This window comes from Streptomyces xanthophaeus (genome assembly GCF_030440515.1).
GTDB classification, from domain to species: Bacteria; Actinomycetota; Actinomycetes; order Streptomycetales; family Streptomycetaceae; genus Streptomyces; species Streptomyces kutzneri.
Genome location: NZ_CP076543.1, coordinates 4,271,629 through 4,286,745, shown reverse-complemented (window position 1 = coordinate 4,286,745; position 15,117 = coordinate 4,271,629). Strand labels below are relative to the sequence as shown.

General features: G+C 70.8%; 16 protein-coding genes and 1 tRNA gene. 1 reads left to right on the top strand and 16 read right to left on the bottom strand.

Translation table 11 applies throughout. The annotated features are described in order from the left end of the window. Nucleotides 1–46: 46 nt before the first annotated feature. The 11 genes from KO717_RS18890 to KO717_RS18840 form a co-directional block, all read right to left on the bottom strand. Entirely contained in the window at nt 47–1,213 is a 1,167-nt protein-coding gene (locus KO717_RS18890) for a lipid-transfer protein (RefSeq protein WP_301369196.1), read from the bottom strand. Further along, a complete protein-coding gene (locus KO717_RS18885; protein ID WP_301369195.1) occupies nt 1,210–1,623 on the bottom strand; it encodes a MaoC family dehydratase in 414 nt (137 codons plus the stop codon). Before KO717_RS18885 ends, KO717_RS18890 begins: the two co-directional genes overlap by 4 nt. Next, entirely contained in the window at nt 1,620–2,678 is a 1,059-nt protein-coding gene (locus KO717_RS18880; RefSeq protein ID WP_301369194.1) for an acyl-CoA dehydrogenase family protein, read from the bottom strand. Before KO717_RS18880 ends, KO717_RS18885 begins: the two co-directional genes overlap by 4 nt. Beyond that, nucleotides 2,678–3,640, bottom strand: a complete 963-nt coding sequence (locus KO717_RS18875; RefSeq protein WP_301369193.1) for a bifunctional MaoC family dehydratase N-terminal/OB-fold nucleic acid binding domain-containing protein — start codon at nt 3,638–3,640, stop codon at nt 2,678–2,680. The genes KO717_RS18880 and KO717_RS18875 overlap by 1 nt, the downstream gene beginning before the upstream one ends. Further along, complete coding sequence (locus KO717_RS18870) at nt 3,637–4,788, bottom strand: acyl-CoA dehydrogenase family protein (protein ID WP_301369191.1); 1,152 nt, start codon at nt 4,786–4,788, stop codon at nt 3,637–3,639. Before KO717_RS18870 ends, KO717_RS18875 begins: the two co-directional genes overlap by 4 nt. A gap of 164 nt (nt 4,789–4,952) precedes the next feature. After that, nucleotides 4,953–5,264, bottom strand: a complete 312-nt coding sequence (locus tag KO717_RS18865) for a hypothetical protein (RefSeq protein WP_301369189.1) — start codon at nt 5,262–5,264, stop codon at nt 4,953–4,955. A 680-nt stretch (nt 5,265–5,944) separates the two neighbouring features. Beyond that, nucleotides 5,945–6,406, bottom strand: coding sequence for a DUF6344 domain-containing protein (locus KO717_RS18860; RefSeq protein WP_301369187.1), 462 nt, complete (start codon nt 6,404–6,406; stop codon nt 5,945–5,947). 342 nt (nt 6,407–6,748) lie between these two features. Beyond that, nucleotides 6,749–6,874: a hypothetical protein gene (locus KO717_RS18855; RefSeq protein ID WP_301369185.1), complete on the bottom strand. Its 126-nt coding sequence runs from the start codon at nt 6,872–6,874 to the stop codon at nt 6,749–6,751. Beyond that, a complete protein-coding gene (locus KO717_RS18850; protein WP_301369183.1) occupies nt 6,871–7,539 on the bottom strand; it encodes an ABC transporter ATP-binding protein in 669 nt (222 codons plus the stop codon). Before KO717_RS18850 ends, KO717_RS18855 begins: the two co-directional genes overlap by 4 nt. Nucleotides 7,540–7,567: 28 nt before the next feature. Next, nucleotides 7,568–9,658, bottom strand: coding sequence for a bacteriocin-associated integral membrane family protein (locus tag KO717_RS18845; protein ID WP_301369181.1), 2,091 nt, complete (start codon nt 9,656–9,658; stop codon nt 7,568–7,570). Nucleotides 9,659–9,771: 113 nt separating this feature from the next. Next, complete coding sequence (locus KO717_RS18840) at nt 9,772–10,059, bottom strand: lactococcin 972 family bacteriocin (RefSeq protein WP_051880178.1); 288 nt, start codon at nt 10,057–10,059, stop codon at nt 9,772–9,774. Nucleotides 10,060–10,357: 298 nt separating this feature from the next. Between KO717_RS18840 and KO717_RS18835 the strand changes: the two genes are divergently transcribed. After that, a complete protein-coding gene (locus KO717_RS18835) occupies nt 10,358–10,981 on the top strand; it encodes a hypothetical protein (RefSeq protein ID WP_301369178.1) in 624 nt (207 codons plus the stop codon). A gap of 94 nt (nt 10,982–11,075) precedes the next feature. Here the strand turns inward: KO717_RS18835 and KO717_RS18830 are convergent. From KO717_RS18830 to KO717_RS18810, 5 genes are all read right to left on the bottom strand, one after another. Continuing rightward, nucleotides 11,076–11,163: transfer RNA gene (locus KO717_RS18830), tRNA-Ser, on the bottom strand. 52 nt (nt 11,164–11,215) lie between these two features. Beyond that, complete coding sequence (locus KO717_RS18825) at nt 11,216–12,172, bottom strand: trypsin-like serine peptidase (protein WP_301369177.1); 957 nt, start codon at nt 12,170–12,172, stop codon at nt 11,216–11,218. A 273-nt stretch (nt 12,173–12,445) separates the two neighbouring features. Further along, nucleotides 12,446–13,492 carry a YeiH family protein gene (locus KO717_RS18820; protein WP_301369176.1) on the bottom strand — a complete coding sequence of 349 codons (1,047 nt, stop codon included), beginning with the start codon at nt 13,490–13,492 and terminating at the stop codon, nt 12,446–12,448. Further along, complete coding sequence (locus KO717_RS18815) at nt 13,492–14,043, bottom strand: cysteine dioxygenase family protein (RefSeq protein WP_301369174.1); 552 nt, start codon at nt 14,041–14,043, stop codon at nt 13,492–13,494. The genes KO717_RS18820 and KO717_RS18815 overlap by 1 nt, the downstream gene beginning before the upstream one ends. A 79-nt stretch (nt 14,044–14,122) precedes the next feature. Beyond that, nucleotides 14,123–15,028 (bottom strand): LysR family transcriptional regulator, encoded by a 906-nt coding sequence (locus tag KO717_RS18810; protein ID WP_301369172.1) that lies wholly within the window; start codon nt 15,026–15,028, stop codon nt 14,123–14,125. Nucleotides 15,029–15,117: the final 89 nt, after the last annotated feature.

The window sequence follows — 15,117 nt, the reverse complement described above, 5'->3', positions numbered from 1 at the left end:
CCTACCCCCTGAAGGTGGAGGGGGCGGGGGCCGCGGGTCCTGGATCTCAGCCGTCGGAGCCGAGGATCAGAGCGGAGGTGGGGACCCCCGTACCGGCCGTGACGAGAGCGTGCGCCGCCCCCGCGACCTGGTTGACGGAGGTGCCGCGCAACTGGCGGACGGCTTCGGCGATGCCGTTCATCCCGTGCAGGTACGCCTCGCCGAGCTGGCCGCCGTGGGTGTTGAGCGGCAGCGCGTCCGCGGCCACGAAATCCGCCGCCTCCCCTGGCGCGCAGAAGCCGAACTCCTCCAGCTGCATCAGGACGAAGGGGGTGAAGTGGTCGTAGAGGATGCCGACGTCGATGTCCGAGGGCCGCAGCCCACTGGTCCGCCACAGCTGGCGGGCGACCACGTCCATCTCCGGCAGCCCGGTGAGGTCGTCACGGTAGAAGGAGGTCATGCCCTCCTGGCGGCGCCCTGCGCCCTGCGCGGCCGCGGTGATCACGGCGGGCGCCTGTCTCAGGTCCCGGGCGCGCTCGGTCGTGGTGACGACGACGGCCTGGCCGCCGTCCGTCTCCTGGCAGCAGTCCAGCAGCCGCAGCGGCTCCACGATCCAGCGCGAGGCGGCGTGGTCGGCGAGGGTGATGGGCTTGCCGTGGAAGTAGGCGGCGGGGTTGTTCGCGGCGTGCCGGCGGCCGGTGACCGCGACGTGCCCGAATGCCTCGGGGGTGAGGTGGTAGGTGTGCAGGTAGCGCTGGGCGGTCATGGCGACCCAGGAGGCGGGGGTCAGCAGCCCCCAGGGCAGCGACCAGCCGAGCGCCGCGCCCTCCGCCGAGGGCTCCCGCTGCTGGACCCCGGACCCGAAGCGGCGCCCGGAGCGCTCGTTGAAGGCGCGGTAGCAGACGACGACCTCCGCGACCCCGGTGGCGACGGCGAGGGCGGCCTGCTGGACGGTGGCGCAGGCCGCGCCGCCGCCGTAGTGGATGCGGGAGAAGAAGGAAAGGTCCCCGATGCCGGCCGCCTGGGCGACGGTGATCTCGGGACTGGTGTCCATGGTGAAGGTGACCATGCCGTCGACATCGGCGGGGGTGAGTCCGGCGTCGTCGAGGGCGGCGTGCACGGCCTCGACGGCGAGCTTGAGCTCGCTGCGGCCGGAGTCCTTGGAGAACTCGGTCGCCCCGATGCCGGCGATGGCGGCGCGGCCGCCGAGCTCGTCGCGGGTGCGGACGCTCATGCCGGCACCTCCGCGGTGACCGTTCCCGTGACGTGGTGGCCGATGCCGTTGGCGCCGACGACCCGGATCTCGATGGTGGTCCCGGAGCCGGTCGCCCCCGAGACGGTGGCCCCGGAGACGGCGGTGACGGTGCCGGTGAGGGTCATGGTGTCGCCGGGATAGTTGGGGGCGCCGAGGCGGATGGCCACCTTGCGCAGGACGGCGCTCGGGCCGAGGTGGTCGGTGATGTACCGGCCGACCAGGCCGTTCGTGGTCAGGATGTTCATGAAGATGTCCGGAGAGCCCTTCTCCTGCGCGAGCGCCGCGTCATGGTGCACGTCCTGGTAGTCGCGGGAGGCGATGGCGCCCGCGACGATCAGCGTGCGGGTGACCGGTATCTCCAGCGGCGGCAGCGTGTCGCCGACGTTCATGCCTGCTCTCCCTCGGCCCTCGAAGCGAATGCGGGGGACGCCGCGATCGAGGCCCCCAGCTCGGCCAGCAGCTCGCTGCCGCAGCCCAGGTAGGCGTCCAGTTGGCGTCCCCACAGGAAGTGCCGGTGGACGGGGTGGTCCAGGTCGGCGCCCATACCGCCGTGCAGGTGCTGGCCCGCGTGCACGACCCGCTTGCCCGCCTCCGAGGCCCACCAGGCGGCCGTCAGCGCGTGCTCGTGTGCCGGAAGACCCTGGTCGATGCGCCAGGCCGCCTCGTACGTGGTGACCCGGATCGCCTCGGTGTCCATGTACGCGTCGGCCGCGCGCAGCATGACCCCCTGGTTGGTGGAGAGCGGTCTGCCGAACTGCTCCCGGGTGGAGGTGTATTCCACCGCGCGGGCGAGAGAACCCGCACAGACGCCCGCCTGGAGCCCGGCGAAGGCGGTGCGGGCGGCGGCGAGCGTGTCCTCGTACGCGCCTTCGGAGCCGAGGCGTTCTCCCCCGGCCGCGGCCAGGGTCAGCCGGCCCGCCGACCAGGGGGCGGTGGTCTCCACCGGGGAGGTCCGCACACCGGGCGCATCGGTCCGTACGAGCCACAGCGCCCGGTCCGCGTCCGGGACCAGTACGTGCGTGGCATCGCGCAGCCACGGCACGGCGGGGGCGGTCCCGGTGAGCCGGCCGTCCTCGGCAGTGATCCGGCCGCGCGCCGGGAACGCCCCCGTGGCCACCGCCTCACCCGTGCCGAGGGCGGGCAGCAGGCGGGCGCGCTGCTCGGGGCTGCCGTGTGTGGCCACGGGGAGGATCCCGTACACGCAGGTGGCGGCGTACGGGACCTGCGCGGTGGTGCGGCCCTGTTCCTCCAGGAGCAGGACCAGCCCGAGCAGGCCGACCTCCTCGACCGCAGCGGTCAGTCCGGCCGTCGTGAGGGCCTTCCACAGTTCGGCGTCGCTGCCGGTGCCGGCTTCGGCGAGCCGCTCGTGGGTGGCGAGATCGGACAGGATCCGGGCGGCGAGTCCGGCCGCGGCGGCCTGCTCCTCGGTGGGGTGGAAGTCCATCAGCCCTCGCTCCCGCGGAAGACGGGGAGTTCGAGGCCGGCGTCGACGCGCAGGAACTCCAGCTGGACAGGGAGGCCGATGCGCACCTTGTCGTAGGGCACGCCGGTGATGTTGCTGATCATCCGGACTCCTTCGGCGAGCTCGACGAGTGCGACGGCGTAGGGCGGGTCGAAGGCCGGGAAAGGTGGGTGGTGCATGACGACGTAGCTGAACACCGTGCCGGCGCCGGAAGCCTCGACCGTGTCCCAGTCGGGGCTCGCGCAGGCGTTGCAGCCGGGGAGCCACGGGAAGCGGAGGGCGGTGCAGGAGGTGCACCGCTGGATCAGCAGCTTGTGGTCGCGCACGCCGTCCCAGAAACCCTGGTTGTCGCGGTTGATCACCGGGCGGGGGCGCTGTGCCGGGGGCCGCTGTGCCGGGGGCCGCTTCACCGGACCGGCGGCGGGTGCGTACTTCAGGATGCGGAAGCGGTGGGTGCCGGCGAGCTCCCCGTCCGCCTGCACGTCCATGCGGGTGGTCACGAAGTGGCCGGTGCCCAGCTTGGTCGTCTTGCGGGGCGACACGGTCTCGATGACGGCGTCGAAGGTGATCGCGACGCCCGGGCGCAGGGGGCGGTGGTACTCCTGCTCGCAGTCGGTGGCGACCACGGAGGTGAAGCCGGCGCCGTCGAGGAGCGTGAGGAGCTCGTCGTAGGCGGAGGAGCGGTCCGCGTGGCCGGAGAGACCGCCCATGGTCCAGGCCTGGAGCATGGTGGGCGGCGCGATGGCGTCCGGGCCGGTGTAGGCAGGGTTGGCATCGCCCATCGCCTCGCACCAGTGGCGGATCATCGGCTCGTTGACGACGTCCTTGCCCCGGCCCGCGGTGGCCGCCGGCTGTCCCTCGAAGGCCGCCAGCAGGGTATGGAAGCGGGCTGCCTCCTCGGCCTCGGCCACTGTCGCGTCGTCCACGTCCGCGTCCGCCGTCATCGCTTCCTCCCCTTCATGCCGAGCCGCATCATGGCGACGATCTCCCGCTGGACCTCGCTGACCCCGCCGCCGAACGTGTTGATCTGCGCGGCCCGGTTCATCCGTTCGAGCTCGCCGCCCGCGACGGCCTCGGGCCCGCGGATCAGCGCCTCCTCGCCCACCACTTCCTGGCACATCCGGTACACCTCGACGGTGGACTCGGTGCCGAGGAACTTCACCCCGCTGGCGTCACCTGGTGCCAGGGCGCCGCTGCCCACGTCCTGGACGAGACGCCAGTTGAGGAGGCGTACGGCGGCCAGGCGTGCGTGCGCCTCGGCGAGCCGGGACTGCACCCAGGGCAGGTCGGCGGGCCGCTCGCCGGTGACCCGGTCGGGGGCGCGGGCGTGGTCGAGCGCGTACGCGTAGAAGTCCTCGGCCTGCATGCCGATGGCGGCGAGAGCGACGCGCTCGTGGTTGAGCTGGTTGGTGATCAGACCCCAGCCGCCGTGCTCGGGGCCGACGAGATGGCCGGCGGGCACGCGGACGGAGTCGTAGTACGTGGCCGTGGTGGTGAGCCCGCCGACGGTGTCGATGGGGGTCCAGGAGAAGCCCGGGGTGTCGGTGGGCACCAGGATGATCGAGATGCCCTTGTGCTTGGGGGCCGCGGGGTCCGTGCGGCAGGCGAGCCAGATCCAGTCCGCGTTCTGGGCGTTGGAGGTGAAGATCTTCTGCCCGTCGATCAGCCAGTCCGATCCGTCGCGGACCGCGCGCGTGCGCAGGGCGGCGAGGTCGGTTCCGGCCTCGGGTTCGGAGTAGCCGATGGCGAAGACGGTGTCGCCCGCGAGGATCCGGGGGAGGAAATAGTCCTTCTGCTCGTCGGTCCCGTACTTCATCAGGGTCGGTCCCACGGTGTTCAGCGTGACCATGGAGACGGGGGCACCGGCCCGGTAGGCCTCGTCGAAGAAGACGAACTGCTCGTCGGCGCCGCGGCCCTGGCCGCCGTACTCGACGGGCCAGCCGAGGCCGAGGAGCCCGTCGGCGCCTATCCGGCGCAGGAGTTCACGCTGACGGGCCGGGTCATCGGGGAGGCCGTCCGGCAGCAGGTCCTTGAAGTACGCACGCAGTTCGGCGCGGAGCCGCAACTGGCCTTCGGTCGGAGCGAGGTGCACGGCGCTGGCCTCCCGGCATCACATCATCGAGGGAACCTGACTGTCCGTCAGATTCACCCGCGATGTCAAGGTCGGGGGACATGCGCGAGGGCGCCCGCGCTACCGGACCCCAGCCGGTCCGGTCGCACGGGCGCCCTCAGGAATCGGAGCGGCTCAGGCCGCGGCTACCACCAGGGGTAGAAGTTGACCGCGACGGTCGCATTGGACTGGTCGATCGCGGTGAGGGCCGAGCCGTTCACCTGAGCGGTGTTGTTCTGGTTGGATGCGCCGGAACCGGTGGCCACCTGCTGCGACGTGGACGAGTTGCCGTTGTTGTCGCCGCCCACGCCGCTGCCGATGATGCCGGCGGCGCTCGCATTCGATCCGTCGTTCGCGAAGGAGCCGTTGTCGGCCGACGCCACCCCGCCGAAGAGAGCGACGGCGAGGGGGAGCGCGGCGACGGCGGCGATGACGCGGGCGGTACGGATGCTTGCCATGTCTTTATCCTCCAGAAAACCGAAGTGGGACTTGGTCCAAGGCAGTTGGCCGACCGCCTCGGTCGTTCGTTCCGTGTGGTGACGACGTCGCGAGACCAGAGTTGCCCACCGAATCCCCGGCGAACCACCCCGGAGTCACCGATTCCCCCGCAAGTATGACCAACATCGGATAAACCTCATTCGCGCCCCCGAAGCCCCAGGTCAGCACCCTGGGAACAGCTGAACCCCACGCCACACAAGGGATGAAGCGTTCCGCCCAACCACCTGTCCCGGACATGCCGAAAAGGCCGCGCCGTCCGGGAACCCCACCGTCTCCCGGGCCTGCGGCCCTGCAATGCCAAGCTTCACGCCCCCTGCGCGCCCCGGCGCAAGCCGGGGTGATCCATCCGTGCCCCGCCCTGGGGGCACCCTCGTAGCGCGATCCGCGGTCACGACCGACCGGGCTCCAGCGCCTGTTGACGGGCCTGCTGCTGGTCTCGTTCCTGCTGGTCCTCGTACTGCTGCTCTTACGACCGTCCCTACGACCGTCCTGACGACTGCCCTGACAGCTTCTTTCGCCGCTGTTCTCGTCCTTGCTCCTGCCCGGCGGCGGCGTGTACGCCTGCGAGCCGGACCCTGCGGCTGCCCTGCGCTCCCGTGGACTGCATGTACGGGACCTACGGCATTTCGGTCTACGGGGGCTACGCGGCGAGCGCGAGCGCGTCCCGGGCGCCGCCGGTGGCGACCGCGGGTGCTGCGGATCCCGCGGCGGGCGCCGCGATGGCGGCGGCAGGTACCGCGGCGTGTCCTGCGGCGGGTGCTGCGGCCGAGGTCAGCGTCCGGGAGGCAGTTCCGGCACCGGCACCCATGGCCGCGGCGGTGGTGGAACGTCGTACGGAAGGGGTCTTGCCGTGCGCCTCGGCGTGGATCCGCTGCTTGATCGTCGGCGGCAGCGAACCTCCCCGCATCATCGCCCGCCAGGTCCGCCGGGCCGCGACGGCCGGCCGGCGCACGGCGGTGGCCGCGGTGCCCTCAGCGGCGGGGGCGGGGACGGAGGCGACGGCCGAGGCCGACTTCGCCGCGAGACCGAAGCCGGAGAGGATGGCCGCCAGGGCGGCGAGGACGGAGGTCCAGATCGACGTGATGATGCTGCGGTGAGTCATGACGGAGTGCCTCGATTCACGATGTTCGGACGGGCGGATCTGAATACATTCGTCATGATGTGGCCGCAACCGCACCGTCCCCACGACCCGCGCCGATCTTCCGACAAACACCACTCGGACGGCCCAACAAAGTGCCTCGAACCCCCGGCCGCCGTCCCCGGAGTCACCGGAAAACCTGCCTCCAAACCCACCCTGACCTGCATATTTGCTTCAGCATGGAGCCGACCGACCGGCAAGCCGGGAATCCCTGCACCCGCCTTGCGCCATAGCCGGCGTGAACGCCGAAGCAGGCCCGGGTCGGCGACCCGGGCCTGCTTCGGCGAAGGGGAGGAAGGCGGAGCGTCAGAAGATCCGGAGCCCGATCCGGCCGAGGATGGTGCCGGCGTGCGTGCCGTAGACGGCCAGCACGACGATGCCGGCGAGGAGCACGACGCCGATCACGGAACGGCGGACGAGGCGGGCGTTCATGAGAGCTGCCTTTCTTTCACGGGTACGGGGTGTGTGGCGTCGCCGACGGTCAGGACCACGTCGCAGCGGTCGCGGACCGCGTCGTCGTGGGTGGCGATGACGACGGCGCAGCCCTCTTCGCACATCGTGCGGAGGATCTCGACGACCATGGAGGTGTTGTCGTGGTCGAGGGCGCCCGTCGGTTCGTCGGCGAGGACGAGGGCGGGCTGCTTGACGATGAGGCGGGCGAGTGCGACGCGCTGCTGCTCGCCGCCGCTGAGCCGGTGGACCTGTTCCTTCTCACGTCCGGCCAGCCCGACACGCTCCAGGGCCTCGGCGACGGTCGGAGCGCCCTTCCTGGCTCTGCGCGGCTTCATGGCGACCTCCAGGTTGGCCGCGACGCTCGCGTTCTCGATCAGCGCGTAGTTCTGGAAGAGGTACCCGAGCACGTCACGCCGGTAGTGCCGCGTGGCGCGCGGGCCGAAGCCGGTGATGTCGCGGCCCTCGTGCCGGATCGCCCCGGAGCTCGGTGCGTCGAGCAGGCCGAGGCAGTTGAGCAGCGTCGACTTGCCGGAACCGCTCGGGCCCGTGAGCGCCAGCATCTGGCGGCGCTCCACGGTGAAGGAGAGATCGGACCAGAGGGTTCGCGGGCCAAAGGACTTGGACAGGCTCTCGATCTCGATCATGTGGAAGCTCCTGCTGAAAGGTGGGGGGTCACGACTCGGTCGCCCCTTCCTTGACGATCCGGCGGTGGAAGACGACGAGGGCCACGAGCACGGCCGCGACCTCGACGGCGACGAGCACACCGGTGACACCGAGGTCGAGCCCGGTGAATTCGGCGGTCGGGCGGGGGGCGGGGATGCCGAGGGCCTCGTACCGGGCGGCGTCCTGGTTCTGCTGCCACACCTGGAAGGGCACCCATCCGGCGAGCAGGACGGCGAGGACTCCTTCGACCAGCAGGACGGGACGGTGGGTGGCCGTGAAGGTCCAGCCGCTGATGTGGCGGGCGAAGATCGCCTGCGCGTTCTTGCGCGAGTGGACGATGCAGACGCCGACTCCGGTGATGAGGAGCACCGCCACAGCCACGGCCAGGTTGAACAGCTGGAGCCGGAAGTCCCCGACCACCTTGCGCAGCTCCAGCGCGGCGTCCTGCCCCACGGGAGTCATGGCGGTGACGTACGACTCGAGGTGCCGCTTCTGGACGCCGTCCGTGACGTCGTCCGGGTTGTGGAAGACGATGCTCCGCTGCGAGGCGTAGCTCGTGTAGCCCTTGTCGCTCAGGAAGGGCGCGCCGTTGGGGAACACGATGATGACGGGGTCCGTCACCAGGGAATCGTCCGCTCCGGGGTTGTCCGCGGCGTGCGACTTGCCTCGCGGGTTGTAGGTGAAGACGCGCTGGCCGTCCTTCGACGGCAGGGTCTTCACCTGGGCGGGAGCGATCTTGCCCGGGTCGCTCGGGCTCAGCCAGGTCGGGGTGAGCTCCTTCAGGCGTCCGGTGTGCTGTGCGAGGGCCTCGGGGACCAGGAGCCTGATCTGGTCGGGGGCCGCGGCGGTCGGTTCGATCCTTCGCCCCGCCGGGTCGAGGACGGGCTGCTCGGCGAGGAAGGACTCGTTGACGACCAGCAGGTCGCCCTTGGTCAGGCCCGGTATGCCCGCCGAGAGCCGGAGGTCCCGGTGTCCGGCCACGATGATCTGGCCGTCCCGGTCGGCCTGGCGCAGCCAGGGGCCCACGTTCTCGTCCAGGCTGCGCAGTGCGGTGTCGCTCGCCAGGCTGCCGTTGAAGCGGATCGACGTGGCGTCGCCGATCTTCGCGTACGCCTCGCGGCTCTCCTGGCGGGCCAGGACGTCCTGGGCGCCCAGCACGACGGCTGTCGCGATGCTGAGGGCGAGCAGGAGCGCGGGTATCCGTACGAGATAGGCGCTCACCGACGCGGCGCGCGCGGGCAGCTCGCCCTTGAGGGCACGCAGTACGTCGGTCTGGAACGTCAGCCAGAGCATCGCGGAGTGGGTGACGAGGGCGATGAGGCTCAGGGCGAGAGTGCAGCCCAGGGCGATCGAGGCGAACTGGCCTATCCAGGCCAGCCCGTTGTAGAGGCCGAGGAGCAGCAGCGTCGCGGTGGACACCGCGGCGCAGGCGATGGCCCAGAACGCCCCGAGTTGCCGCATGTCTCGCCACAGGATCTGCCCGAACGACTTCCCCTGGAGGCGCTGCACTCCGTAGGCCTTGGCGTTGAGCAGGACGCTCGCGCCGGTCATCGTCACGACGGCGAGCGCGACCACGAAGAACGAGCGGTACAGCGCACTGTCCGCGTAGACGGTGGTCAGCTGCGCAAGGGAGAAGGGCTGGTTGACGGAGGCGACCAGGCCGAGGTCGGAGAGGGTCCGGGTCAGCGAGGCGGCGGCCGTGTCCGGTCCGAAGACGTAGTAGAAACCGCGCGGATCGCGCTGCCCCAGCTCGGCGACGGGGTGCACGTCGGTGTGGTAGCCGCGGCTGAACGCGGGATAGCCGTCCCGCAGCCAGTCGGAGTGCGGGCCGCCCGGTGCGAGGTAGAGATGGCGGCGGTTGGACGGATCCTTGAGGTCGGGGACCTCGCGCGCGATCGTCGCGTGGTTCTTCGCGGCGAATTCGGCGATCACGCCGGCGACCTGCGAGCCGCTGGCCGCGCCGTCGGAGTCCGTCACCCAGACGACGGCCGAGTGTCCGAGGGCCCAGTCCTCATCGAGGCTCCGGAGGAACAGGAAGGAGAGGGTCGCGGAGAACGCCAGCACGACGGCGTGGGCGAATTTGATACCTCGATGCAGCATCTATTGCCTAGCTAGGGGCACTTCTGGAGCGCGATTCGTGGGGGGCGAGCCGTCCGCCCGTACGGCGCGGACGGCTCATCGCTGCAAGGCGGGTCGTGGGACCCGGCCTCAGATCAGCAAGAGGTGTTGTAGTACGACTTGTTGCCGCTCAGCTTCACCTTGGCCGAGGTGATCGACCAGGAGCCCTTGGCGGCCTCGTCGCTGTCGATGTACGCACCGACGGAGGTCGAGCCGTGGCACTTGGAGCCGTGGTAGTAGTCCGACCACACGGTGGCGGTGCCCGCACCGTAGTTCCACTCGCCGCCACCGACGTAGGCGGTGGTCGCGAGGGCCGGAGCGGCACCGGCGATGACGAGGGCGCCGGTGGCGACGGCAAGCTTCATGCTGCGCTTGATCTGCACTGCAAACATCCTTCTTTTCACGCACTGATGATCATCAGAAAATGATCACTGCGGAGATTGCCGCAACCGTTCGATGGATGTCAACCGGCCATATGGCTCAAAGTCGTTGGTACGCTTGGGCTCCAAGACGGCGTGATGATCATCACGCACGACGGGCTCGAATCAACTCGGCCGCACGCCACCGCGTCCGGCCGCGGCCGCTCGAAGTGACACGTGTCAGTGCCACCGCACACGACCTCCCTCGCACCGAGCCCGAAATCCCGTCGCACGCCGTGCCCCGACGGAGAACCATTCCGGTATGGGGACAGACATACACGGGTTCATCGAGTGCCGCTGGGACCGCCGGCTGGACGAGGACGACCGCAGCTGGGACGGTGCCATCGACCTCGATCACCTCTACAACGGGCGCTCGTACGTCGCCTTCGGTGCCTTGTTCGGCGTCCGCGACACCACGTCCTTCCGCCCTCTCGCCGACTACCGGGGCCTGCCCCCTGACGCGTCGCAGGAGACCCTGGCCGGCTTCGAGGCCTGGAGCTCGGACGCGACCGGTGCGTCCTGGATCACCTGGGCGGAGCTGGCTGCCACGGACTGGGACGAGGTCGCGAACGAGGTCGACGAATGCGTCCATGAGTACCGCCGCAGCCCGGACGGGACCTGGGTGCTGTACGGCCGGAACACCGGCCTCGACCGCTTCGCCGTGCTCGCCGGCGTCACCGGGCCCCACGCTCTCTACCGCGCCGGCCGCACCTACCCCGAGGGCACCGAGTGGCCCGACGGTGATCGCCTCTTCCGCGTCGGTCGCCTGCGACGGAAGCACGCCGTGCCCGACAGCGACTGGGGTGCTGTGTGGTCGGTCATGAGGACCCTGGCGGGCCTGCACGGCGACGAGGGCGTCCGCCTGGTCGTCTGGTTCGACGGCTGACTCCGCCGGAGCCGGGCCCGACGGCCGTCCCCGCATGCAGAAAGGGATGCCACCGGATGGGTGGCACCCCTTCTGAGCTGGGCCTCGGCCCGCTTGGCGGTGGGTGTGGGATTTGAACCCACGGTGACTCGCGCCACGACGGTTTTCAAGACCGTTCCCTTAGGCCGCTCGGGCAACCCACCTGGCCGGTACAGAGTACCGGCCAGGTGGGGGTGGCGGGAGCGGCATAAGAGGTCAGGAGGTCTGAGCCTTGTCGTAGGCCGCCTTCGCCTCGTTGCCGAAGTACGGGCCGTACATCCGGTTCGGCAGGAAGGTGTAGCCGAAGCTGTTGACCGAGACCTGGGTGCCCAGGCCCGTGGCCTCGTTGAAGTCCTGGAACCAGGGGCCGCCGCTGGAACCGCCGGTCATGTTGCAGCCCAGGCTGTGGTCCTTGGTCAGCAGGAAGTCCTTGCCGCTGTTGCCGCTGCAGTAGACCAGCTTGGTGCCGTCGTACGGAGCCGCCGCGGGGAAGCCGAAGGAGTACATCTTCTTGCTGTAACCGCCGTTGAAGGCGATGCCCTGGGCCCCGACGGCCTGGCTGAGGGTCTGTCCGTTCAGCGGGGCGACGACGGCGAGGCCGACATCCATGTTCATGTCCTCGCTCGCGGCCCACTGGTCGGTGGCGAAGGTCTTGGTGGCCGACCACTGCCCGTAGGGGGCGGAGCCGTTGTTGTAGGCGGGGACGAAGACCCAGTTCGTGTGCCAGGCCCCCTGGTACTTCACGCAGTGGCCGGCCGTGATGACGGTGCTGCCGTTGGCGCTGGTGACCGAGTCGCCGGAGCACGATGCCGTCCGGTCGCCCATCGTGAAGAAAACTCGCCCCGAGGTCTTCACCACGGCGCCGCCGCCCGTCCAGGCGCCGCCCGCCTGTGGGAACGCCGTGGGGGACGCCTTGGGGGACGCAGCCGTCGGTGCGATGGTCGTGGGGGCCGCCGACGTGGCGACCGGGGTGCGGGCCACGCCGGGCACCGCGGTCACGTCGAGCGGGGTGGCGCCGCGCATCCGCTCGGCGGTCCAGAAGCCGTGGGTGTGCTGTTGCCGGAAGGACGCGGGGGCATCCGCGGCGATCGACGGGGTGGCTGCCGTCAGGGCGCCCGCGACCAGGGCGCCGGCCGCGAGCAGGACGGACAAGGCCGTGCGATGACGATTCACGCATGACTCCTTCTGCCGTGCCCGGGCCGGTTGGCGAAGCCGGGCAGGGTGGGGGTGAAGAGCGGTCGGTGCGGATCGGCTGTGCGCGGTTCGTGGTGCGTGGTACGTGGTGCATTCGTGCGTCGTGCGTCGTGCGTCGTGCGTCGTGCGGATTACCGGGCAGAGTGGCACGGGCACGTCGCAATGTCAGCGGGCAGTCAGAACGTTCGGTCGGTTCCGGCCAGGAAATGGCCAACTCCCCGCCGTTGAACCGTCATACGGAACTGAACGGCGTCATACGGTGAGCATCACGCCCGCGTACGAAACCCCCGCCACGACCACCCAGGCCCCCAGTCCCAGTGCCGCGGCCCGCCCTCCGGTCCGGGCCAGCGTCGGCAGGTGCACCGCGCTCCCCAGGCCGAACAGGGCCGCCGCCAGCAGGGCCTCCTGGGCGGTGTGCGCCCATTCCAGCGCTACGTCGGGCAGCACCCCGGTGGCGCGCAGTGCGGCCGCGGCCAGGAACCCGAGGACGAACAGCGGCACCGGAGCCGGCCTGCGGCCCGAGGCGGTGCGCACCCCGCGGCGCCGGGCCCGTACCGAGAAGGCCACGGCCGCCACCAGCGGGGCGAGTAGCGCCACGCGCATCAGCTTGACCAGGACCGCCTCGCCCAGGGCGGCGGGGCCCGCGGTCTGCGCGGTGGCCACGACCTGTCCGACGTCGTGGACCCCGGCGCCGACCCACCGCCCGAAGGCGGGGTCGGAGAGCCCCAACGGCCCCTGGAGGAGCGGGAGTATCCCTATGGCGAGCGTCCCGCAGAGGGTGACCAGTGCCACGGAGGCGGCCACGTCCTCCTCGTCGCTGCCGGACACCTCGCTCACCGCGCCGATCGCCGAGGCGCCGCAGATCGAGTACCCGGTGGCGATCAACAGCGGCTGATCGCCCGGGAGCCCCAGCCGGCGGCCCAGCCAGAGGGTGCCGAGGAAGGTCGCCGCGACCACGCCGACCACCATGGCCACGGTGGCCCAGCCCAGCCGGAGCACCTGGTCCAGCCCCAGGCCGAGGCCCAGCAGGACGATGCCCATCCGCATGAGCCGGCGGCCGGCCAGGGAGAGTCCCGGGCGCGCGGCCGCGCGTACGAACGTCCGCAGGCCCGGCAGGTGCGCCACTGCGATGCCCAGCACCACCGATGCGGTCAGCATCGGCACGGCGGGCGCGAGGCGGTGGATGCACCAAGCCGTCAGCGCGCCGCCAGCGGCCATCGCCAACCCCGGCCACGGAGTGGGTGTTTCACGTGAAACATGCCGGACCGCCGTGCTCTGAGGGCGGTGGAGGAGGGCCATCAGTCGACGGGGAGCGTGTAGACGCGACGGATGCTGGTGCCGAGCCGGGAGACGTCGGCGCCGTACACGTGCACCGATATCGCCTTGGCCGTACAGGAGTTGCGCACCTTGTGGATGTCGCCGGGCGGGGCGAACCCGCAGACGTCGCCCTGGGCGTTGACCACGTCCTCGGTGGCCACCAGGCGGGCGGGACCGGTGCCCGGCGCGAGACGGAAGCGGCGTTCGCTCTCCTCGCCCTGGTGCACCCCGGCCACGCACCAGGACACGTGGTCGTGGATGCAGGTCTCCTGCCCGGGCAGCCACACCAGTGCCACCACGGAGAAGCTGCCGTCCGACTCGGCGTGCAGGACGTGCTGCCGGTACCGCTCCGGGTCGCCTTCGCACTGTGCCGGGGTCAGCAGGTCGGGCGCGCCCAGGTGCGGGGCGAGCCGTTCGCCCACCAGGTACGCGGTGAGATCGGGAGCCAGCCCCCGCTCCACGACCGTACGGATCTCACTGACGAGGGCGGCCATCCTCGTGGTGGTGGTACGGGCCGGCGTGGTGGTGGTCATATCGGCAGCGTGCTGCCGACTTTCCATCACGTCCAACGACAGTTATGACCTGAAATCCCAAGCAGCGCTTATGGGTTGGTCAGCAGCCGACCCGGTTCGCCGCCACCTGTTTCAGCGCGTCGAGCACCACGGCCGTCGCCGGGATACGCAGATGATCGCGGTAGACGTACGCGGCGATGTGCCGGCGCGCGGCGGGCTGGAGGGCCCGCCCGCAGACCCGGCTCAGAGAGAGGGAGGGCAGCACCAGCGCGGGCATCATCGCCACACCCAGTCCCTGGGCGACCAGGCTCTGCACAACCAGGTTGTCGTCGGTGGCGAAGCGGATGTCGGGCACGAAGCCCAGCTCCGCGCACTCGTGCAGCAGGTTCGCCCGGCAGCGCGGGCAGCCCGCGATCCACCGTTCCTCGGCGAGGTCGGCCAGGTGCACGGCACGTCGGCGGGCCAGCGGGTGCCCGGTCGGGAGCAGCACCGTCAGCTGGTCCTCCAGCAGCCTGACCTCGGCGACCTCCTCCGGGATCTCCTCGTGGAGGCCGGGATAGGTGAAGGCCAGGGTGATGTCGCACTCCCCGCGCTCCAGCCGGCGCAGCGACTCCGGGGGCTCGCCTTCCAGCAGCTCCACCTGTATGCCCGGATGGTCCTTGGCCAGGCCGCTCAGGGCCTCGGGGACCAGGGTGACATTGGCGCTGGGGAAGCCGCACAGCCTGACCCGGCCGGTGCGCAGCCGGGCGTACGCCCTCAGCTGGGCCTCGGCGGCGGAGAGGTTGCCGAGGATGGTCTCGGCGTGCCGTGACAGGGACTCCCCGGCCTCGGTGAGCTGCATCTTGCGGCCCACGCGGGTGAACAGCGGGGTCCCGACGGCGCGTTCGAGCGCCTTCATCTGCTGGGTGATGGCGGGCTGGGTGTACCCCAGCACGCGGGCGGCGGCCGAGTACGACCCGGAGGCGACCACCGCATGAAAGGTCCGTATGTGCCGAGAATCGAACACCAGCGAAGCATAAGCGGACGTTGGAGGGGCCGTAGGCGGAATCCCGCCTACGGCCCCTCCTCATCGGGCCGCCGCCGCGACCGGTGGTG